This window comes from Neptuniibacter sp. UBA6509 (assembly GCA_002435145.1).
GTDB lineage: Bacteria > Pseudomonadota > Gammaproteobacteria > Pseudomonadales > Balneatricaceae > Neptuniibacter.
Genome location: DJLT01000115.1, coordinates 135,955 through 157,297 on the forward strand (window position 1 = coordinate 135,955; position 21,343 = coordinate 157,297).

At 45.1% G+C, this 21,343-nt stretch carries 17 protein-coding genes; 12 read left to right on the forward strand and 5 right to left on the reverse strand.

The genetic code is table 11. From position 1 onward, the window contains the following. Positions 1 to 115 precede the first annotated feature (115 nt). Together B4K11_RS14905 and B4K11_RS14910 are read left to right on the forward strand one after the other, a co-directional pair. On the forward strand, positions 116 to 1,324 hold the full coding sequence (locus B4K11_RS14905) for an ammonium transporter (protein ID WP_292953327.1): 1,209 nt from the start codon (positions 116 to 118) through the stop codon (positions 1,322 to 1,324). Between the two features lie 266 nt (positions 1,325 to 1,590). After that, on the forward strand, positions 1,591 to 1,926 hold the full coding sequence (locus B4K11_RS14910) for an EAL domain-containing protein (protein ID WP_292953324.1): 336 nt from the start codon (positions 1,591 to 1,593) through the stop codon (positions 1,924 to 1,926). A gap of 34 nt (positions 1,927 to 1,960) precedes the next feature. Here B4K11_RS14910 and B4K11_RS14915 read toward each other — a convergent pair whose 3' ends face one another. After that, positions 1,961 to 2,443: a tautomerase family protein gene (locus B4K11_RS14915; RefSeq protein ID WP_292953321.1), complete on the reverse strand. Its 483-nt coding sequence runs from the start codon at positions 2,441 to 2,443 to the stop codon at positions 1,961 to 1,963. A 117-nt stretch (positions 2,444 to 2,560) separates the two neighbouring features. On the opposite strand from B4K11_RS14915, the gene B4K11_RS14920 reads away from it, so the two are divergent. Beyond that, on the forward strand, positions 2,561 to 3,421 hold the full coding sequence (locus tag B4K11_RS14920; protein WP_292953318.1) for a LysR substrate-binding domain-containing protein: 861 nt from the start codon (positions 2,561 to 2,563) through the stop codon (positions 3,419 to 3,421). A gap of 42 nt (positions 3,422 to 3,463) precedes the next feature. Here the strand turns inward: B4K11_RS14920 and gltA are convergent, their stop codons facing one another. Continuing rightward, positions 3,464 to 4,741 carry a citrate synthase gene (gene gltA, locus B4K11_RS14925; protein ID WP_292953315.1) on the reverse strand — a complete coding sequence of 426 codons (1,278 nt, stop codon included), beginning with the start codon at positions 4,739 to 4,741 and terminating at the stop codon, positions 3,464 to 3,466. A gap of 463 nt (positions 4,742 to 5,204) precedes the next feature. Between gltA and sdhC the strand changes: the two genes are divergently transcribed. From sdhC to sucD, 9 genes are all read left to right on the forward strand, one after another. Continuing rightward, on the forward strand, positions 5,205 to 5,582 hold the full coding sequence (gene sdhC, locus B4K11_RS14930; protein ID WP_292953312.1) for a succinate dehydrogenase, cytochrome b556 subunit: 378 nt from the start codon (positions 5,205 to 5,207) through the stop codon (positions 5,580 to 5,582). Beyond that, positions 5,576 to 5,923: a succinate dehydrogenase, hydrophobic membrane anchor protein gene (gene sdhD / locus B4K11_RS14935; RefSeq protein ID WP_292953309.1), complete on the forward strand. Its 348-nt coding sequence runs from the start codon at positions 5,576 to 5,578 to the stop codon at positions 5,921 to 5,923. The genes sdhC and sdhD overlap by 7 nt, the downstream gene beginning before the upstream one ends. 3 nt (positions 5,924 to 5,926) lie before the next feature. Next, entirely contained in the window at positions 5,927 to 7,699 is a 1,773-nt protein-coding gene (sdhA, locus tag B4K11_RS14940; RefSeq protein ID WP_292953306.1) for a succinate dehydrogenase flavoprotein subunit, read from the forward strand. A 12-nt stretch (positions 7,700 to 7,711) separates the two neighbouring features. Continuing rightward, a complete protein-coding gene (locus B4K11_RS14945) occupies positions 7,712 to 8,416 on the forward strand; it encodes a succinate dehydrogenase iron-sulfur subunit (RefSeq protein ID WP_292953303.1) in 705 nt (234 codons plus the stop codon). Positions 8,417 to 8,664: 248 nt separating this feature from the next. Beyond that, positions 8,665 to 11,496: a 2-oxoglutarate dehydrogenase E1 component gene (locus tag B4K11_RS14950; RefSeq protein WP_292953301.1), complete on the forward strand. Its 2,832-nt coding sequence runs from the start codon at positions 8,665 to 8,667 to the stop codon at positions 11,494 to 11,496. Between the two features lie 57 nt (positions 11,497 to 11,553). Next, positions 11,554 to 12,762 carry a 2-oxoglutarate dehydrogenase complex dihydrolipoyllysine-residue succinyltransferase gene (odhB, locus tag B4K11_RS14955; RefSeq protein ID WP_292953298.1) on the forward strand — a complete coding sequence of 403 codons (1,209 nt, stop codon included), beginning with the start codon at positions 11,554 to 11,556 and terminating at the stop codon, positions 12,760 to 12,762. Between the two features lie 41 nt (positions 12,763 to 12,803). Beyond that, positions 12,804 to 14,243: a dihydrolipoyl dehydrogenase gene (gene lpdA, locus B4K11_RS14960; protein ID WP_292953295.1), complete on the forward strand. Its 1,440-nt coding sequence runs from the start codon at positions 12,804 to 12,806 to the stop codon at positions 14,241 to 14,243. A gap of 143 nt (positions 14,244 to 14,386) precedes the next feature. Continuing rightward, the gene (gene sucC, locus B4K11_RS14965) at positions 14,387 to 15,553 is read left to right on the forward strand and encodes an ADP-forming succinate--CoA ligase subunit beta (RefSeq protein ID WP_292953292.1); all 1,167 of its coding nucleotides are present in this window, start codon (positions 14,387 to 14,389) and stop codon (positions 15,551 to 15,553) included. Further along, on the forward strand, positions 15,553 to 16,425 hold the full coding sequence (gene sucD / locus B4K11_RS14970) for a succinate--CoA ligase subunit alpha (RefSeq protein ID WP_292953289.1): 873 nt from the start codon (positions 15,553 to 15,555) through the stop codon (positions 16,423 to 16,425). Before sucC ends, sucD begins: the two co-directional genes overlap by 1 nt. A 391-nt stretch (positions 16,426 to 16,816) precedes the next feature. Here sucD and B4K11_RS14975 read toward each other — a convergent pair whose 3' ends face one another. Genes B4K11_RS14975 through B4K11_RS14985 form a run of 3 tightly spaced genes read right to left on the reverse strand, consistent with a single transcriptional unit; the run spans position 16,817 to position 21,324 of the window. Further along, positions 16,817 to 17,779 (reverse strand): formate dehydrogenase subunit gamma, encoded by a 963-nt coding sequence (locus tag B4K11_RS14975; RefSeq protein WP_292953287.1) that lies wholly within the window; start codon positions 17,777 to 17,779, stop codon positions 16,817 to 16,819. 58 nt (positions 17,780 to 17,837) lie between these two features. Then, positions 17,838 to 18,446 carry a formate dehydrogenase FDH3 subunit beta gene (fdh3B, locus tag B4K11_RS14980; protein WP_292953284.1) on the reverse strand — a complete coding sequence of 203 codons (609 nt, stop codon included), beginning with the start codon at positions 18,444 to 18,446 and terminating at the stop codon, positions 17,838 to 17,840. Between the two features lie 13 nt (positions 18,447 to 18,459). After that, a complete protein-coding gene (locus B4K11_RS14985) occupies positions 18,460 to 21,324 on the reverse strand; it encodes a formate dehydrogenase subunit alpha (RefSeq protein WP_292953281.1) in 2,865 nt (954 codons plus the stop codon). Positions 21,325 to 21,343 lie beyond the last annotated feature (19 nt).

A 21,343-nucleotide genomic window follows, 5' to 3' on the forward strand; every position in this document is an offset into this window, starting at 1 on the left:
AAGGGCTGTAGCGACTAAAAACAATAAATTGCATATTTAAGATGCACCTTATTAGTGCCTTGTTCTATGTTTGGCTTAATTATGGTGCGTGGCGAATAATAACAGGAGACTGTACGTGGAAAACGTTAATAGCGCAGTTGAGACGCTAGTTCAGAGTTCTAATACTCTGTTTATTTTAATGGGTGCGATCATGGTATTTGCCATGCACGCAGGGTTTGCATTTCTTGAGGTGGGTACGGTTCGCCATAAAAATCAAGTTAATGCGCTGGTTAAAATTTTAACTGACTTTGGCTTCTCCGCAATGGCTTACTTCTTTGTAGGTTATTGGGTTGCGTACGGAGTAACCTTCTTTTCTCCTGCGGCTGAGTTAGCAAGCAATAATGGTTATGAGCTTGTTAAATTCTTCTTTTTAATGACTTTTGCGGCGGCTATACCCGCGATTGTTTCGGGTGGTATTGCTGAGCGTGCTAAGTTCTGGCCTTTCTTGATAGCGTCATCTTTGATTGTTGCTTTTGTGTATCCATTTTTTGAAGGAATAATCTGGAACGGTAACTTTGGCTTCCAGGCGTGGCTAGAGGAAAGTTTTGGTGCGCCTTTCCATGATTTTGCAGGTTCGGTCGTTGTGCATGGTGTTGGTGGTTGGCTAGCGCTTGTCGCGGTACTTCTGCTGGGTATTCGAAATGGTCGTTATAAAGGCGGTCGTTTAGTTGCGTTCCCGCCTTCAAATATCCCGTTCCTCGCTTTGGGTTCTTGGATCCTGTGTATTGGTTGGTTTGGTTTTAATGTTATGTCGGCTCAGACGATGGATGGCATCTCTGGTTTGGTTGCTGTTAATACTTTGATGGCGATGGTCGGCGGTATCATTACTGCTTTGATCTTTGGTAAGAATGACCCTGGTTTTATTCATAACGGTCCTTTGGCTGGTTTGGTTGCTGTTTGTGCGGGTTCTGATGTTATGCATCCTATGGGCTCTTTGGTTGTTGGTGCGGTTGCGGGTGCGATTTTCGTGATCTTGTTCACCGTGCAGCAAAACAAATGGAAAATTGATGATGTATTGGGTGTATGGCCTCTTCATGGTGTGTGTGGTGCTTGGGGTGCGATCGCTTGTGGTGTTTTCGGTACGGAGGCGCTTGGTGGTCTAGGTGGTGTTAGCCTAACGTCACAGTTAATCGGTACGGTAGCAGGTATCACAGTTGCATTAGTTGGTGGCGCTATCGTTTATGGCGGTGTTAAAGCGGTTTGGGGTCTGCGCTTGACGCAGGAAGAAGAATACAGCGGTGCTGATTTAAGTATTCATAAAATTGAATCTACATGTGAGAGTTAATCTTCGCATTGTTTAAAAAAAACCGGGCTTTGCTCGGTTTTTTTGTTTCTGCGGTTCAAAAAATGACAGGCTGTGATGGATAGTGAAATAGACCTTCGTAGTGTTTATGTGGAAATGCTTTGAATAGTTGGTGGTGAATACTGCAGGCGCCTATTTGATAGCTTGAAAAGGGTTGATGCTGCAGGAGGTGTGACCCTTGAAATTGCTGAATCAGAAGGAATTGAGAAATATTCTGAAGTTGAGGCTTTGTTGCTGGGGCTAAGTAGTTGGATTGTAGGATTGCTATTGATGATTTCGGAACGGGTTATTCAAATTTCGAATATATCATTAGGCTTAATGTAGATATTTTAAAAATAGATGGCTCTTTAATTAAAAATATACATATTGATAAGAATGCCTATTTAACAGTAAAGGCTATCGTGAGTTTCGCTAAAGTTCTGGATGTTAAGGTTGTGGCGGAGTTTGTTCATTGTAAAGAAGTGCAGGAGGTAGTTGAGAATCTGCATATTGATTATTCTCAGGGGTATTTATTTCATGAGCCGCAAGAGCTTAGCTTAATTGAAGGGGCTCTGAGTTTTTTTGCTTATATGTTTAAGTTGTGAATATTTAAAAGCCGAATCTCTCCGGCTTTTTATTTTAGATGCTTTGAAATAAGTTAAGGAAAGATTTAGCGCGCTGCTTTTTTCCTTGCTGGATGTAATAATCAGTGTCTACGGCCCCTGTTTCTGTTCTTTTGGTTTTGCGAGCGGCTTGTGTTTTTCCGCCGTAACCCCAGTCGGTGATGGGTAATTCTTCTAATGCTACATAGCTCGTATTGTCTAAAGGGCCTGCTATCTCATCCAGTAGTGAATAAAAAGCACTAATCGCGGCAGATTTTTGTGCTGTGCTATTACTATTCTGGCTTATTTTTATGTTAGCTAGCGCGCTTTCAGTCTTATTGTTGCTAAGGCTAGTGTTATTTATGAACCAGTGTTGTTTTTTAATTCTGGTAATAGCTACAGCGGTAAGGTTCGTGTCTTTTCCAAGTATCTCTCCCATTATAGTTGTGCTTCGTTGTGCAATCTCTGTGGCTTCATTCTCAGTTATGCTGGCAGTGAGTTGAATGTTGATGATGGGCATTAGGTATTCCTCCATGTCGATGAATTAAGATAATAGTGATATATTTGCATTTAAAATAACGATTTAAATTAATTATTTTGATCGTTAAATATGATTGAATTTGTTGAGGGGGCTTTAATGGCTCAGCCAAATATAAGTAGTGAGCTATTGAGAACGTTGATCGCAGTGGTTGAACAGGGTGGTTTTATACGTGCGGCTGAATATTTGCATAAAACCCAATCAACGATTAGTCAGCAAATGAAAAAGCTTGAACATGAGTTAGGTGTTGAGGTATTCAAGACCGTTGGGCGTAGGCGTGAGCTGACAAATGAAGGGGAGATGTTGCTTGGTTATGCCAAGCGTTTGCTTGCTTTGCAGGATGATGCTATCGCTTCTCTGCGTACTAGTGGGATTAGTGGGGAGGTTAGGTTGGGGGTATCTCAGGGTGTGGCCGAAATAATGCTACCGGAGTTATTGGCTGGATTTGCGAGTCAAAATCCTGAGGTAAGGCTGTTTGTTGAAACGGGCTATAGTCCTGATTTAATTGCGGCTTATGAGCGGGGAGAATATGATTTAGTGATAACGCTTTCACTGGATGAGTCTAGCGGGAAAGGAGAGTTGCTTGCGGTAGAGCCATTGGCTTGGATTGCGGCTGAAAGTTGGGAGTGGTCGGGTAACAGAAGATTGCCTTTGGCGACATATACTGAATTTTGTCAGTTTCGGCGAGCTTGTACGGTGGCTTTGGATAAAGCGGAAGTACCGTGGCGTATTGTCTATACAACATCAAGTTATCAGGGCTTGATGGCTGCGGTTAAAAGTGGCCTGGCGATTACAGTTAGACCTGAAAGTGCTGTTATGGGTGGGACTGAGCTAGTAGGTGCCCGGCTAGGTTTACCCGCTTTACCCAATGTATATACCTGGCTGCAATATAGTCCTACATTGGATGCTGGCTGTTCTTTGGCATCTCTCTTTAAGTCGGAAATCGCAAAAAAGAATTAAAAAAAGCCGCATAAAGCGGCTTTTTGTTTGCAAGGTCAGAGTTTAGCCAGGGTATTTGCGCTGAACAGGGCCAGTATATAGCTGACGTGGGCGACCAATTTTGTTCGGGCTGCTGTGGAATTCGCTCCAATGAGAGATCCAGCCGATTGTACGAGACAATGCGAAAATAACAGTGAACATGTTTGTTGGAATGCCGATGGCTTTAAGAATAATGCCTGAGTAGAAATCAACGTTCGGGTAAAGTTTACGTTCTACAAAGTATTCATCTTCAAGGGCGATCTGCTCTAGGCGCTTAGCAATCTTCAATAGAGGATCGTTTTCAAGGCCTAGTTCTGCTAGTACTTCATCACAGGATTTCTTCATAACTTTAGCGCGTGGGTCAAAGTTACGGTAAACGCGGTGACCAAAGCCCATTAGGCGGAACGGATCGTTAGGATCTTTCGCCTTAGCAACAAACTCTTCGATATTGGCTTCATCGCCAATCTCTTCAAGCATTGTTAGTACTGCTTCGTTCGCGCCGCCGTGTGCTGGGCCCCAAAGTGCTGCAATACCAGAAGCAATACAAGCGAATGGGTTTGCACCAGAAGAACCTGCTAGGCGTACTGTTGAAGTAGACGCGTTCTGCTCGTGGTCAGCGTGAAGTACGAAGATGCGATCCATTGCTTTTTCGAGCACTGGGTTAACTTGGTACTCTTCGCATGGCGTGCCAAACATCATCTGTAAGAAGTTACCCGCATAGCTAAGATCATTACGAGGGTAGATGAAAGGCTGGCCGTTTGAGTATTTGAAGCACATTGCTGCAATGGTTGGCATTTTCGCAATTAAGCGGTAAGCGCATACTTCGCGGTGGTGCTGATTATCAATATCAAGAGAGTCATGATAAAAAGAAGAAAGAGCGCCTACTACACCGCACATAATAGCCATAGGGTGTGCATCGCGGCGGAAACCATTGTAGAAGTGGTTTAGCTGCTCATGAACCATTGTGTGGTTCTTAACGGTTAGAACAAATTTTTCTTTCTGTTCTTCTGTTGGTAGTTCACCGTTCAATAGCAGGTAGCATACTTCCATGTAGTCTGATTTTTCTGCTAGCTCATCGATTGGGTAGCCGCCGTGCAGAAGCACGCCTTTGCCGCCATCAATGAAAGTGATGCTGGAATCGCATGCTGCGGTAGATACAAAACCAGGATCATAGGTAAACAAACCTTTGCCGGTCAGTGGGCGCACATCAATTACGTCTGGACCTAGGGTGCCGGAATAAACAGGCAGTTCAATAGATTCATCCAGGCCGTCGACCGTCAAACGTGCTTTCTTGTCAGCCATCAATAGGCTCCTATCATTATGTTTTAGTTCTGTCCTGACTTATTGCTAGTCAGATCTAAGAGTCATGGCCCGATAGTTTGGACCCACACAATATAGAGTGTGAAAAAAGTTTGTCAATCCGACTAAGCGGGTTAGTTATCGCAACGCAGCAAAAAAATGACTTTATCTTGACGTTGGGATAAAACTGAGGGTGTTTTAGCACGAAAGTTGTAAGGACTGAATAGTTATTTCGTTGTACGACTTTTTATATGCTCCCTGGTGCTAGACAAAGGGCGAATGCCAGCGTGTTTGCATTGTATTCTTGAGGCGGAATGCTTATACTCTCGCCCCGAAGTTTATGTCTGCATTGTGCTTGAATTAGTGGAGTTGATATGTAGTTTAAGCTTTCAAAGCGAGGTACTTATTTTCAACACTTCCGAACAACCGAGTCCTGCAAAAGGGCCGCAAAGTGTGAACAAGAGCCGTGAATAAGAAAAGACCTGTAAATTTAGATCTTCGAACAATCAAACAGCCGCTACCGGCGATTACTTCCATCGTGCATCGTGCAACAGGTGTGGCGCTATTTTTTGGCGCTGTATTTGCTCTCTATGCGTTGGGTTTATCTCTGGAATCAGAGGCGGGCTTCAATGAAGCTGTTGATATGTTTGAAAATGGCTTCATTGCGAAGCTTATAGCGTGGGGAAGCGTATCAGCATTGCTGTATCACTTCTTCGCGGGTATCAAACACCTGGTAATGGACTTTGGCCACTGTGAAGAATTAGAAAGTGGTTTATTGGCAGCGAAAGTGACCTTGGGTCTTGCTGCTGCATCAGTCCTCATTTCGGGAGTATGGATATGGTAACTAGTGTAACTAGCTTTGGCCGTAGTGGCCTATATGACTGGCTAATTCAGCGAGTAACCGCTGTCGTCCTTGCTGCATATACCGTTTTTATGATCGGTTATTTGGCATTTGGCGCTGAATTGACTTACGACATGTGGTCGAGTCTTTTTCAGGGTACAGCTATGCGTACCTTTACCCTTCTAGCACTGCTTTCTTTTGCAGCGCATGTATGGATTGGTATGTGGTCGGTTTCTACTGATTATATTAAGCCAACCGGAATGCGTGTTGTGTTTCAGTCTGCTAGTGGCCTACTGACGTTTGTATACGTTGTGTGGGGCGTTCAGATTTTGTGGGGTATCTAAAAAATGTCTAAACTACGTACGCTAACTTTCGACGCAATTGTTGTCGGTGGCGGTGGTGCAGGCATGCGTGCTGCACTTCAGCTTGCGCAAAGTGGTTTGAATACTGCTTGTGTAACAAAAGTATTCCCAACTCGTTCCCACACTGTGTCTGCACAGGGTGGTATTACTTGCGCTATCGCAAGTGCTGATCCGAATGATGATTGGCGTTGGCATATGTACGATACCGTTAAGGGTTCTGATTATATCGGTGACCAAGACGCTATCGAGTACATGTGTTCTGTAGGTCCTCAAGCTGTTTTTGAGCTTGATCACATGGGTCTGCCATTCTCTCGTACCGAAGCTGGACGTATTTATCAGCGTCCGTTTGGTGGTCAGTCTAAGAATTTTGGTGAAGGTGGTCAGGCTGCGCGTACATGTGCTGCGGCAGATCGTACCGGTCATGCACTGCTTCATGCTCTATATCAGGGCAACATGAAAGCGGGTACTACCTTTCTGAACGAATGGTACGCAGTTGATCTTGTTAAGAATGATGATGGTGCAGTTGTTGGCTGTATTGCTATCTGCATCGAAACAGGTGAAACGGTATACATCAAGGCTAAAGCGACTGTACTTGCGACAGGCGGTGCTGGCCGTATCTATTCTTCAACTACTAACGCTCTTATCAATACTGGTGACGGTATGGGTATGTCTCTGCGTGCGGGTGTTCCAGCGCAGGATATGGAAATGTGGCAGTTCCACCCAACCGGTATAGCGGGCGCAGGCGTGCTTGTTACTGAAGGTTGTCGTGGTGAAGGTGGTTACTTAATCAATAAAGATGGCGAACGCTTCATGGAGCGTTATGCTCCTAACGCTAAAGACCTGGCTGGACGTGACGTTGTTGCTCGTTCAATGATTCTAGAGATTCTAGAAGGCCGTGGTTGTGGCGAAGATGGCGATCACGTTTACCTTAAGATGGATCACTTGGGTGAAGAGGTACTTCATTCGCGTCTTCCTGGTATCTGTGAGCTGTCTAAAACGTTCGCAGCGACAGATCCGGTTGTTAAGCCGATTCCTGTTGTTCCAACTTGTCACTACCAGATGGGTGGTGTTGCTACTAACATCGGTGGTCAGGCAATTGCACCTGATGCGGATGGTAATGACCATATCGTTGATGGTCTTTATGCATGTGGCGAGGTTGCTTGTGTATCTGTTCATGGTGCAAACCGTCTGGGTGGTAACTCACTACTAGATTTGGTTGTATTTGGTCGAGCTGCAGGTATGCAAATTGAGCAGCAGATGCGTGACGGTTACGAAGTTAAGAATGCTACTGAAGCAAACATTGATGCTGCACTGACTCGTTTAGATCGCTTGAATAATTCCACAGGCGGTGAGAGTGTTGCTGAAGTTCGTAAAGAACTACAGAGCACAATGCAGCTTTACTTTGGTGTGTTCCGTGACGGCGAAAGCATGCAGACAGGTCTTGAATTGCTGAAAGGCATTCGTGAGAAGATTAATAATCTTCACCTTGAAGATAAGAGTCAGGCTTTCAATACTGCGCGTATTGAAGCGCTTGAACTTGAGAATCTATTTGAGGTTGCTGAAGCGACTGCAATCGCTGCGGAAGTACGTAAAGAGTCTCGTGGTGCTCATGCACGTAACGATTTCACTGAGCGTGATGACGAGAACTGGCTCTGCCATTCCGTATACTTCCCAGGTGATAAGACCATTGGCAAGCGTGCTGTAAACTTCGCGCCGAAGACAATGGATGCTTTCCCACCTAAGATTCGTACTTACTAAGGAGCTTCTATCATGTTGGTTAGTGTATATCGCTACAACCCGGAGACGGACGATGCTCCTTACATGCAGGATATCCATATCGATATTCCTGGTGGTAAGGACATCATGGTGTTGGATCTTTTACAGCTGTTGAAAGATAAAGATCCTTCATTAGGTTATCGCCGTGCATGCCGTGAGGGTGTGTGTGGTTCTGATGGGATGAACATGAACGGCCTTAATGGCTTGGCGTGTATTACTCCATTGTCTGCTGTTGTTAAAGATAGCAAGTTAGTATTGCGTCCTCTTCCAGGTCTTCCGGTTATCCGTGATCTGGTTGTTGATATGACTCAGTTCTACAAAGCGTATGAGAAGATCAAGCCTTTCTTGATTAATGATACGCCTGCACCTGCTATTGAGCGTTTGCAGTCACCTGAAGATCGAGCAGAGCTTGATGGCTTGTACGAGTGTATTCTTTGTGCGTGCTGTTCTACATCTTGCCCATCCTTCTGGTGGAACCCAGATAAGTTTATTGGTCCTTCTGGTTTGCTTCAGGCATACCGTTTCTTGGCAGATAGCCGAGATACAGCGACTAATGAACGACTCGCTGACTTGGATGACCCGTTCAGTGTCTTCCGTTGTCACGGTATTATGAACTGCGTTAACGTTTGCCCTAAAGGATTAAATCCAACTAAGGCGATCGGCAAAATTCGTAATATGTTGCTTTCTCAAGCAACTTGATCAAGAAAAAAGCGGTGCCATTGGCGCCGCTTTTTTTTGTTTGAAAGAAAAATAGTTTTTTTTGTAAAAAAACTACGATATTCACATAAAGAATGATTAAAGCTTTCGCATAAAAGCTTTAAAATAGAATTCCCGAGACAGTTTGTGCTGTTTGATCGGGGAAATCGAATGTAACTCAAAGAGGGGCGATCTCTCGTCGGATGATCCCGACAGAATCGAAAGAGCCCCCAGAGCCAGGGTGATCAAGAATGCAAGAAAGCATCATGGATCTCATGTGGAAAAATGCTCACCTTTATGGTGGCAACCTTTCATACATTGAAGAACTGTACGAAACATACCTTATGGACCCTAATGGGGTTCCTCAGGAGTGGAGAGAGGAATTTGATCGCTTGCCTAAAGTGGGCGATAACTTGACTCAGGATGTACCACATTCTGCGATTAAGGAGCATTTCCTTTATTTATCAAAAAATCAGAAACGGGCAGCACCTGTAGCAACGAGTTCCGTGAGCTCTGAGCATGAAAAGAAACAGGTTCGCGTGCTTCGTATGATTAACGCATACCGCGTGCGTGGACATCAGATTGCTAAGATTGATCCGTTAGGTTTAATGCAGCGTGAAGATGTGCCAGATTTAGATCTGCGCTTCCACGAACTTTCAGAAGCGGACTATGACACTGTATTTCAGCTAGGTTCTCTGTTCTTTGGACCAGAAGAAGCACCGTTGAAAGATATTGTTGCTGATCTAAAGAAAACTTACTGTTCTACAGTAGGTGCTGAGTATATGCACATTGTAGATACTCAGGAAAAACGTTGGTTACAATCTAGAATTGAACCAGTGCGTTCGCATCCAGAAGCACCGCTTGAAAAGAAAAAAATGATCCTTGAGCGCCTAACGGCAGCTGAAGGTTTAGAGAAATATTTGGGTTCCCGTTATGCCGGTGCTAAACGCTTCGGTCTAGAAGGTGGTGAATCCATGATCGTTGCGCTTAACACGCTGATTCAGCGTGCAGGAAAGCAGGGCGCAAAAGAAGTTGTTATTGGTATGGCCCACCGTGGTCGTCTTAATACGCTTGTTAATATCTTTGGTAAAAACCCTGCAGAGTTATTCGATGAGTTTGAAGGTAAGAAGACATTAGATACTTCCGGTGATGTTAAATATCACCAGGGCTTCTCTTCAAATGTTGAAACCGCTGGCGGTGAAGTACACATCGCGATGGCATTTAACCCGTCACATCTAGAAATCTCTGCTCCGGTTGTAGAAGGCTCAGTTCGAGCACGTCAAGACCGTCGTGAAGATGCTACTGGTGATACGGTTGTACCTGTCAATATCCATGGTGACCAAGCTTTTTGTGGTCAGGGTGTTGTTATGGAGACATTCCAGATGTCTCAAACCCGTGCTTATAAAACGGGCGGTACAATTCACATCGTGGTGAATAACCAAGTTGGTTTCACAACATCTAAGCAGGAAGACTCTCGTTCAACAGAGTATTCGACTGATGTAGCAAAAATGATTCAGGCTCCAATCTTCCATGTAAATGGCGATGACCCTGAAGCTGTACGTTTTGTTACCCAGCTTGCTGTTGATTATCGTAATGAATTTAAGAAAGACGTAGTTATTGATCTTTTCTGCTACCGCCGTCGCGGTCATAACGAAGCTGATGAGCCATCAGGCACACAGCCACTTATGTATGCGCAGATTAAAAAGCAGAAAACTACGCGTGAACTCTATGCACAGCAACTTATTTCTGAGGGTGTTTTGACTCAGGAAGAAAGTAAGGCGCAAGAGAAAGAATATCGCAAGCTATTAGAAAATGGTGAGCATGTTGTTAAATCGCTTATTCATGAGCCTAATTCCGAGCTGTTTGTTGATTGGAAACCATATTTAGGTCACGAATGGTCATTTGACTGTGAAACAAAGCTTGATCTGAAACTTTTGCAAGATCTTGGTGATAGAATTTGCGAAGTGCCAGAAGGGTTTGCTGTACAGCGTCAGGTTATGAAAATTATTGATGACCGTAAACGCATGGCTCACGGTGCAATGGAACTTAACTGGGGTATGGCTGAGTCTTTGGCTTACGCATCTATCCTTGCTGAAGGCCATCCGCTTCGTATTACAGGTCAAGATGTTGGCCGTGGTACGTTCTCTCACCGACATGCTGTATTACATGATCAGAAAACAGCTGATACATATGTACCGCTGCAGAACCTTTCACCGGAACAGCCACGTTTGACGCTTCATGACTCTTTCCTTTCCGAGGAAGCAGTTCTTGCGTTTGAGTATGGTTATTCCACTACGATGCCCAATGCACTGGTTATTTGGGAAGCGCAGTTTGGTGATTTTGCCAATGGTGCACAGGTTGTAATTGATCAGTTTATTACTTCCGGTGAACATAAGTGGCAGCGTTTATGTGGTCTGACTATGCTATTGCCGCATGGTTTCGAGGGGCAAGGTCCAGAGCATTCATCTGCTCGTTTGGAACGTTATCTTCAGCTATGTGCTGAGCATAATATCCAAGTATGTACACCGACGACACCTGCGCAGATCTTCCATTTGCTGCGTCGTCAGGTCATACGCCCACTTCGTAAGCCTCTTATTATTATGTCTCCGAAGAGTTTGTTGCGTCATAAACAGGCAACATCACCTCTAGATGATTTAGCGGAAGGTACTTTCTTGCCGGTCATTGGAGAAACGGATAAGCAGGATCCTAAGAAGGTTAAACGTCTTGTTCTGTGTGGCGGTAAGGTTTATTACGACCTTTATAATCGCCGTGCTGAACTTGAGAAAGAGGATGTTGCGATTGTTCGTATTGAGCAGTTGTATCCGTTCCCTGAAGACGCACTGACAGAAGCAATTGCTCCCTATACAAATTTAGAGTCAGTTGTTTGGTGTCAGGAAGAGCCTATGAACCAAGGTGCATGGTATTCAATGCAGCATCATATGCGTCATGTTCTTCAGAAACACGATAGTAAACTGCATCTGGAAGGTATTGCCCGTCCAGCATCTGCAGCGCCAGCGGTAGGGTATATCTCTGTTCACGCTGAGCAGCAGGAAACACTAGTTAATCAAGCAATTAACGGTTGATCAGGCGATTAACCAAAATTTCAATCGCCTGACGGTGATAACGATAAAGGAAAAAATATGTCCATCGAAATCAAAGCGCCGACGTTCCCAGAATCTGTAGCAGACGGCACCATCGCGACTTGGCACAAGCAACCAGGTGAGGCTTGTTCAGCTGATGATCTTATTGTTGATATTGAAACTGATAAAGTAGTACTTGAAGTAGTAGCACCAGAAGATGGTGTTATTGCTGAAATAATTAAAGGTGAAGGCGATACGGTCTTAAGTGACGAAGTTATTGCTAAATTTGAAGCGGGTGCGGCAGGTGCTGCTGCTCCGGCTGCTGACGCTGCAGCGCCAGCGGCTTCAGGTGATGCTGACAAAGTAGGTCCGGCTGCGCGTAAGCTGATCGAAGAAAATGGTCTGGATGCATCTGCAATTGCAGGTACCGGTAAAAATGGCGGTATCACTAAGGAAGATGTACAAAACTTCATTAAAAACGGCGCAGCTCCAGCGCCTGCTGCGGCTAAAGCACCAGCTGCGGCACCAGCTGCGGCAGCACCTGCTGTTAATGTTCCTGTGGGTGAGCGCGTTGAAAAACGTGTCCCTATGACACGTCTTCGTGCGACGATTGCTAAGCGTCTTGTTGAAGCTCAGCAAAATGCAGCAATGTTGACTACTTATAATGAAGTCAACATGAAGCCTATTATGGAGCTTCGTAAACAGTATAAAGATCTGTTTGAGAAAACTCACAACGGTACACGTTTAGGTTTTATGTCTTTCTTTGTTAAGGCTGCGACAGAAGCACTGAAGAAATTCCCAGCTGTAAACGCATCTATTGATGGCAATGATATGGTTTATCATGGTTATCAAGATATCGGTGTTGCCGTATCTACTGACCGTGGTTTGATGGTACCTGTGCTGCGTGATACTGACGTAATGACTTTGGCAGATGTAGAATCAACGATTGCTGATTTTGGTAAGCGTGGCCGTGAAGGTAAGTTAGGTCTAGATGATATGCAGGGTGGTACATTTACTATCACTAACGGTGGTGTGTTCGGTTCATTAATGTCTACACCAATTTTGAACCCACCACAGACTGCTATCATGGGTATGCATAAGATCCAAGAGCGCCCAATGGCTGTGAACGGTCAAGTTGAAATCTTGCCAATGATGTACCTGGCTCTGTCATATGATCACCGTATGATTGATGGGAAGGAAGCTGTACAATTCCTAGTGACGATTAAAGATCTCTTGGAAGATCCTGCACGTATGCTCCTAGAAGTCTAAAGTCAGTCCTTAACAAGAACAGAGTGAAGATAGGATAAAACATGTCTGATAAATTTGACGTTATTGTCATCGGTGCAGGTCCTGGCGGTTATGTTGCGGCTATCCGTGCGGCTCAGCTAGGTCTGAAAACTGCATGCGTTGAAAAATGGATTGATGATAAAGGTGCGGCGGTATTAGGCGGCACGTGTTTGAACGTTGGTTGTATTCCTTCTAAAGCCTTACTGGAATCAACTCATCAGTTCCATACCACCCAGCATGCAGATGTGCATGGCATCCAAGTTAGTGGCGAAGTCACTATGGATGTTAAGGCGATGGTTGCCCGTAAAGATAAGATTGTTGGTAACTTGACTGGTGGTATTGCTGGTCTGTTTAAAGCGAATGGCGTAACTGTGCTTCAGGGTATGGGTAAGCTTCATGGCAATAAACAGGTTGAAGTAATTGCAGCTGATGGAACCTCTGCTACTTATGCAGCAGAGAATGTAATTCTAGCATCAGGTTCTGTACCTGTTGAGATTCCGCCAGCGCCGCTTACCGAAGATTTGATTCTTGATAATGCGGGTGCTTTGGATATCAATGAAACACCTAAACGCTTAGGTGTTATCGGTGCCGGTGTTATTGGTCTTGAGATGGGGTCTGTATGGGCGCGTCTTGGTACTGAAGTTACTGTTTTGGAAGCGATGGATGATTTCCTAGCACTTGCTGATAAAGATGTAGCGAAAGAAGCTGCTAAAATCTTTAAAAAGCAGAACCTAGATATTAAGTTAGGCGCACGTTGCACAGGCACAGAGATCATTGACGGTAAAGAAGTGAAGGTTAAATTCACTGATTCCGAAGGTGACAAAGAGCTAGTTGTCGATAAGCTTATCGTAGCCGTTGGTCGTAAGCCGCAGACTCAAGGTCTATTGGCTGATGATTCTGGTGTTAGCTTGGATGAGCGCGGCTTTATCTTTGTAAACGAGCAGTGCCAAACGGGTGTACCGGGTGTTTACGCGATCGGTGACTCAGTACGTGGTCCAATGCTAGCGCACAAAGCGTCAGAAGAGGGCATCATGGTTGCTGATATTATTGCCGGCCACCATGCTCAGCTTAATTATGATGTGATTCCTAACATTATCTACACGCACCCAGAGTTGGCGTGGGTAGGTAAAACTGAGCAGGAACTTAAAGCTGATGGCGTAAAAATTAAAGTGGGTAAATTCCCATTTGCTGCCAACGGCCGAGCAATGGCATCTAACGATACAGACGGTTTCGTTAAGCTAATTGCCTGCGAAGAGACGGATCGAGTTCTGGGTGTTCACATGGTCGGTGGTTTAGCTTCCGAGTTGATCGGTCAGGCTGGCATCGCAATGGAATTCTGCTCTAGTGCAGAAGACCTACAGATGACTGTTTTTGCTCACCCAACCGTGAGTGAAGCATTGCATGAAGCTGCACTAGCAGCTGACGGTCATGCCGTTCATATGGCGAACCGCAAAAAACGCTAATTTATAGCGTAAACAAGATTCGGCTGGGACTTATCGGTACCAGCCGTTTTGAAACTTGTTGTTGATCCAACAGGGCTGTTACAGGGGCGTTTAGAGACCTCTGATACAGAAAAATCATTAGTGATAAAACAACGGATTAGAGCATGAATCTTCATGAGTACCAGGGTAAACAGCTGTTTGCCGAATATAATCTACCCGTGTCCAAAGGATACGCTGTAGATACTCCAGAAGCGGCTGCTGAAGCTGCTGAAAAAATTGGTGGTGATAAGTGGGTTGTTAAAACTCAGGTTCACGCAGGCGGCCGTGGTAAGGCTGGCGGTGTTAAGCTAGTTGACTCTCCTGCAGAAGCAGCTGAGTTTGCAGCGAACTGGTTGGGTAAAAACCTTGTTACCTTTCAGACTGATGCGAATGGCCAGCCTGTATCAAAAATTTTGGTTGAAGACTGTACTGATATTGCCAATGAAATGTACTTGGGTGCGGTTGTAGACCGTTCTACTCGTCGTATCATTTTCATGGCATCCACTGAAGGTGGTGTTGAAATTGAGACAGTTGCAGAAGAAACGCCAGAGAAAATCTTAAAAGCAGAGATTGACCCTTTGACTGGCGCTCAGCCATATCAGGGTCGTGAACTTGCATTTAAACTGGGCCTAGAAGGCGACCAGATTAAGCAGTTCGTTAAGATCTTCTTAGGTTTGGCTAAGATGTTTGAAGAGAAAGATCTAGCATTGCTTGAGATCAACCCTCTTGTAATCACTGATGAAGGTAACTTGCACTGCCTAGACGCTAAAGTAGCGATCGATGGCAACGCTGTATACCGTCATAAAGATCTTCAAGCTATGCATGACCCATCTCAGGAAGATGAGCGTGAAGCGCATGCGGCTGAGTGGGATCTTAACTATGTTGCACTAGATGGCACAATCGGCTGCATGGTTAACGGTGCAGGCCTAGCTATGGGTACTATGGATATCGTAGCACTTCACGGCGGATTCCCAGCTAACTTCCTTGACGTTGGTGGCGGCGCGACTAAAGAGCGTGTTACTGAAGCGTTCAAACTAATTTTGGCTGATGACAAAGTTAAGACTGTGTTAGTTAACATCTTTGGCGGTATCGTACGTTGCGATCTAATTGCTGAAGGTATTATCGGTGCAGTTAAAGAAGTTGGCGTAAACGTACCTGTTGTTGTACGTCTGGAAGGTAATAATGCTGATCTAGGTTCTAAGCTTCTAGCAGAATCTGGTCTTGATATCATCGCAGCTACTAGCTTGACTGACGCAGCGCAGCAGGCAGTAAACGCAGCGGAGGGTAAATAATGTCCGTTTTGATTAATAAAGACACCAAAGTAATCTGTCAGGGTTTCACAGGTGGTCAGGGTACATTCCATTCTGAGCAAGCAATTGCATACGGAACAAAAATGGTTGGTGGTGTGACGCCAGGTAAAGGTGGTTCAACTCACCTTGGTTTGCCTGTATTCAACACTGTCGCTGAGGCTGTTGCAGAAACAGGCGCTGAAGCATCTGTAATCTACGTTCCAGCTGCTTTCTGTAAAGATTCGATTCTTGAAGCTGCAAACGGTGGTATTAAGCTAATCGTTTGTATCACAGAGCACATTCCTGTTATGGATATGCTTGAGTGTAAAGTTAAGTGTGACGAGCTAGGTGTTCGCCTAATCGGCCCTAACTGCCCAGGTGTTATCACTCCAGGCGAATGTAAGATTGGTATCATGCCAGGTCACATTCACTTGCCAGGTAAAGTAGGTATCGTATCCCGTTCTGGTACTCTGACGTATGAAGCTGTTAAGCAGACTACAGATGCTGGTTTCGGTCAGTCTACTTGTGTTGGTATTGGTGGTGACCCAATCCCAGGTTCTAACTTCATCGATATTCTGGAAATGTTCCAGAATGATCCACAGACTGAAGCGATTGTAATGATCGGTGAGATCGGTGGTACTGCTGAAGAAGAAGCGGCTGCTTTTATTAAAGCTAACGTAACTAAGCCTGTTGTATCTTACATTGCTGGTGTTACTGCGCCTGCTGGTAAGCGTATGGGTCATGCTGGTGCGATTATCTCTGGTGGTAAAGGTACTGCTGATGAGAAGTTTGCTGCACTAGAAGATGCTGGTGTTAAAACTGTACGTTCTTTGGCTCAGATCGGTGATGCTCTTAAAGAGCTAACAGGTTGGTAAGCTACTAACGTTTAAAAAAGGCAGCCTTAGCTGCCTTTTTTTGTGCCTAAATTTTATTTGGTAAGCGACAAGCATGCCTAATGCCCTAAATCAGTATTTAAGTATAAATTTCTATCTTAGGGTGTTTTTACTCGGCTCCAAACCAGCCTCTCCTCAGTTAGCAGTATTCATAACGGCAGCTTAGCTTCTTCGTATAAAAGACCTTCTATCGAGTTTGGTTAAAGTTAACCTTGTCATGTTCTCAGTCAGTTTGAGTGGGTTAGATTGTTGTTAGGGGCTTGATACTCCAGGCTATAAAAAAGCCGGCTATAGTAGCCGGCAAAGAAGCACGTTTGTAAGATGGTAACAAACGCCGTAGTGGTGATCAGAGATCAAGTTGAAGCGTTAAATTTTAACTGGAAGACTTATCGTTTCCGTTTTTGACTTCTTCGTACCAAAGGTCGTGGTGTTGTTTAGCCCATGTTTCATCAACATAGCCAGTTTTCATACCCTCTAAAGCGCCTTCAGTACCAAGTGTACCAATGTAAATATGGCCAAAAGAGCCCACGATTAGGATGAGTGAGCCAACGCCGTGTAGCAAATTAGCAATTTGCATTGTCTCGCGATCTTGCCCAAAGTTTTGGAAATCCATGACTAGACCTGATGCACATACAACAAGGCCAACAATTGTGAGTAACCAAAACCAAATCTTTTCGCCGCCATTCATGTAGCCCGCGCTAGGGTGGGCTTTACCAACAATACCGCCACCTTTAAGAAACCAAACAATATCCGTACCATTGAATATGTTGTGTTTCATCCAGCGAACGATCATGAATAGAAGGCCGAGGACAAACAGAGGACCCAAGTAATTATGTGCTAACTTACACAACATAATATAGTTAGCCCAAAGTGAGTCGCCTAATACATCCCTTAGGAAGAATTTGCCATAAAGCAGACTTAATCCCGAGACGGCTAAAATGATGAACAGTATTGCAACGGTCCAATGGTTAGCGCGATCTAGGCGTTTCCAGCGTTCAATTAATTCTCCTGAGCGCGGGGCATCAAGTTTCTTCTGCCCTACGATTAGATAAAAAATTGCTAATATTGCAAGTGTGCCGCCAATAGCATAAGCACCAGCAGGAGTGACCCACTGATTACGCCATAAACGCCATTCTTCACCGGCAACATTAATTAATTGGCCCGCTTCTTGACCTTGTGCTTGTGTGCTGCCTTGATCTCCTTGCTTAACAACATTCCAGTAATCAGCACCGGCAAAACCGGCAACTTTAGCATCTGATGGAGTCGCCATCGCTAAATTAGAAAACAGTAGTGCTGCCAGCAATAAAAACAATGGTGGCAATTTAAAGCGGAGCATAATATCCCCTTAAATCCGTGTTATCGGAAGCGGTGCTTCCGATAACGTGTTGGGTTTATCAGACTTTCTGCTGAGTTGCATCGTATGCCAGTTCTTCTTCTGACATTGACCATGCACCATCATTGTGACCACGGTAGATCACACGTTCGCGGAAAATGTCAGATACTTCATTGGCATCGCCTGCAAGCAACGCTTTTGTAGAACACATCTCAGCACACATTGGCAGTTTGCCTTCTGCAATACGGTTGGCACCATATTTGGCTTTCTCTTCAGGACTGTTGTCCTCTTCAGGTCCGCCAGCACAGAAAGTACATTTGTCCATCTTACCGCGTTCGCCGAAAGCTGCGTCGCTAGGGAACTGTGGCGCTCCAAACGGGCAGGCATATAGGCAATAACCACAGCCGATACACAAATCTTTGTTGTGAAGCACGATGCCATCATCTGTTTGGTAGAAGCAATCTGTAGGGCATACAGCCATACAAGGAGCATCCGAACAGTGCATACATGCTACTGAAATTGATGTTTCACCCGGTTCACCATCATTAATGGTTACTACGCGACGGCGCTGTATGCCCCATTCAACATCGTTTTCATTTTTACATGCTGTAACACAGCCGTTGCATTCAATGCAGCGCTTTGAGTCACAGAGAAATTTCATTCTAGCCATAATCTGTTACCCCTTAAGCCGTTGCTTTTTGAACACGACACAGAGTAACTTTCGTTTCCTGCATCTGGGTGACTGGGTCGTAACCATAAGTGGTTGCGGTGTTAGCAGCTTCACCAATTACGTATGGTGCTGCACCTGAAGGATACTTGTCAGTAAGGTCTTTACCTTGGAACATGCCGCCAAAGTGGAATGGCATAAAGACAACGCCCTCATCAACACGACGAGTAACTAATGCTTTAACGAGAACTTTACCGCCTTCAGCACCTTCTACCCACACATCTTCGCCATCTTTAAAGCCAAGATTGTTAGCATCGACAGGGTTAACTTCAACAAACATCTCTTGTTGTAGCTCTGCTAGCCAAGGGTTAGAGCGAGTTTCCTCACCACCACCTTCATACTCAACCAGACGACCTGAAGTCAGTATGATTGGGTACTCTTTAGAAACATCTTTATCCTGAATTGATTTGTACATTGTCGGTAGACGGTACATAGATTCAGAATCGTTCCAAGTCGGGTACTTGCTAACAAGGTCGCGACGTGGAGTGTAAAGAGGCTCACGATGTAGAGGTACCTTGTCTGGGAATGTCCAAACAACAGCACGTGCTTTAGCGTTACCAAAAGGTGAGCAGCCGTGTGCGATAGCAACACGCTGAATACCACCGGAAAGATCTGTCTTCCAGTTCTTACCTTCAGCCATCTGTTTCTCTTCAGCTGTTAGGTCATCCCACCAGCCAAGTTTCTTCAGAAGTTTGTCGCTGAATTCAGGGTAGCCATCTTTAATATCTGAATCTTTACCAAAAGATCCTTCGGCAAGAAGACTAACGCCATCACGTTCTACACCAAAGCGAGCACGGAAGGTTAAGCCGCCGTCCGCAACAGATTTACTTGTATCGTAAAGGATCGGTGTACCAGGGTGGCCTTGTTCTGCAGTGCCCCAGCATGGCCAAGGCATGCCGTAGTATTCATCAGAAGCGGGTCCGCCTTCGCCTTTGAGAGTATCAAAGTTGAATGTGTGCCAGTTTTTCTGGTGAAGCTTAAGACGCTCAGGGCTCTGACCGGTATAACCGATAGTCCACATACCTTTGTTGATTTCACGGGTAATGTCTTCAACAACCGGCTGATTGTTTTTGATTTCGATGTTTTTAAATAACTGCTTGTCGAAGCCCAGCTTTTTCGAGAACAGATACATGATCTCATGGTCAGGCTTAGACTCGAACAGAGGTTCGATTACTTGATCACGCCACTGGATAGAGCGGTTTGATGCAGTAACAGATCCGTAAGTTTCAAACTGTGTACATGCTGGAATCAGATATACGCCATCTTTACGATCGGACATAACTGCTGCATGAGTTGGATATGGATCTACGATAACAAGCGTATCAAGTTTCTCGATCGCTTTTTTCATTTCAGGTCCACGGGTCTGGGAGTTAACAGCGTGACCCCAGCAAACCATAACGCGAAGGTTATCTTTCTGATCAATAAGTTTCTTATCTTCAAGAATACCGTCAATCCAACGAGAAACAGGGATACCCTTGTTGTTCATTGGTTTAAGTTTGCGGTAAACCGTTTGATCAAATCGATCTTGCATCCAGCTATGATCAACATCCCACACTTTAGACCAGTGCTTCCACGCGCCATCAGACAGGCCGTAGTAACCTGGAAGAGTATGCGAAAGAATACCTAAGTCGGTTGCGCCCTGAACGTTATCATGGCCACGGAAGATGTTAGTACCGCCACCGGATGTGCCCATGTTACCTAGAGCAAGCATTAAGATGCAGTATGCACGGGTGTTATTGTTACCCGTTGTATGCTGTGTACCACCCATGCACCAGATAACTGTGCCCGGACGATTTTCAGCTAGCTCTTTCGCTGCACGACGCATCTGTGACTCTTTAACACCTGTTACGTTTTCAACTTCATCAGGTGTCCAGTTTTTCACTTCAGCACGTACTTCGTCCATGCCGTATACACGTTGCTGGATGAATTGCTTATCTTCCCAGCCATTTTCAAAAATATGCCATAGCAGACCCCAGATGAAGGCTACATCTGAGCCAGGGCGAATACGTACGTATTCATCTGCGTGCGCTGCGGTACGGGTGAAACGCGGATCAACACAGATAATATGTGCTTTGTTACGTTCCTTAGCACGGAAAATGTGCTGTAGGGAAACCGGGTGCGCTTCAGCAGGGTTGGAACCAATCAAGATAATAGATTTAGCAAAATGAATATCGTTGAAAGAGTTCGTCATTGCTCCGTAGCCCCAAGTATTGGCTACGCCTGCAACGGTTGTTGAGTGACAGATACGCGCTTGGTGGTCTACGTTGTTTGTGCCCCACATTGCTGCATATTTACGGAAAAGGTAAGCCTGCTCATTGCTGAACTTAGCTGAACCTAACCAGTAAACTGAATCTGGTCCAGATTCTTTACGAACCTGAAGCATTTTGTCGCCCACTTCATTGATTGCGTCTTCCCAGGAAAGTTTTTTCCATTTGCCATCAACAAGTTTCATTGGGTATTTTAGACGGCGATCACCATGGCCGTGTTCACGCAATGCAGCACCTTTAGCACAGTGCCCACCTGCGTTGAATGGGTGATCGAATGCAGGCTCTTGGCCTGTCCAAACACCGTTTTGAACTTCTGCATACACACCACAACCTACAGAGCAGTGTGAACAGATAGTTCTTTTTACATCAGTCGGCGCACCAGCTGATGCGGTTGCAGCTTCTGCTTGCTTCATCATGCCTGGTGACATCATGCCTACAGCTGCAACACCACCAGCAGCTACACCTGAGTTTTTCAGGAAGCGTCGGCGGCTCAAACCTAAACCTGTAGCTTTTGTGGCTGCCGCAGGTTGATTAGATTTCTTCGTTAATCTCATTTCCTCACCTCTTCGCGGC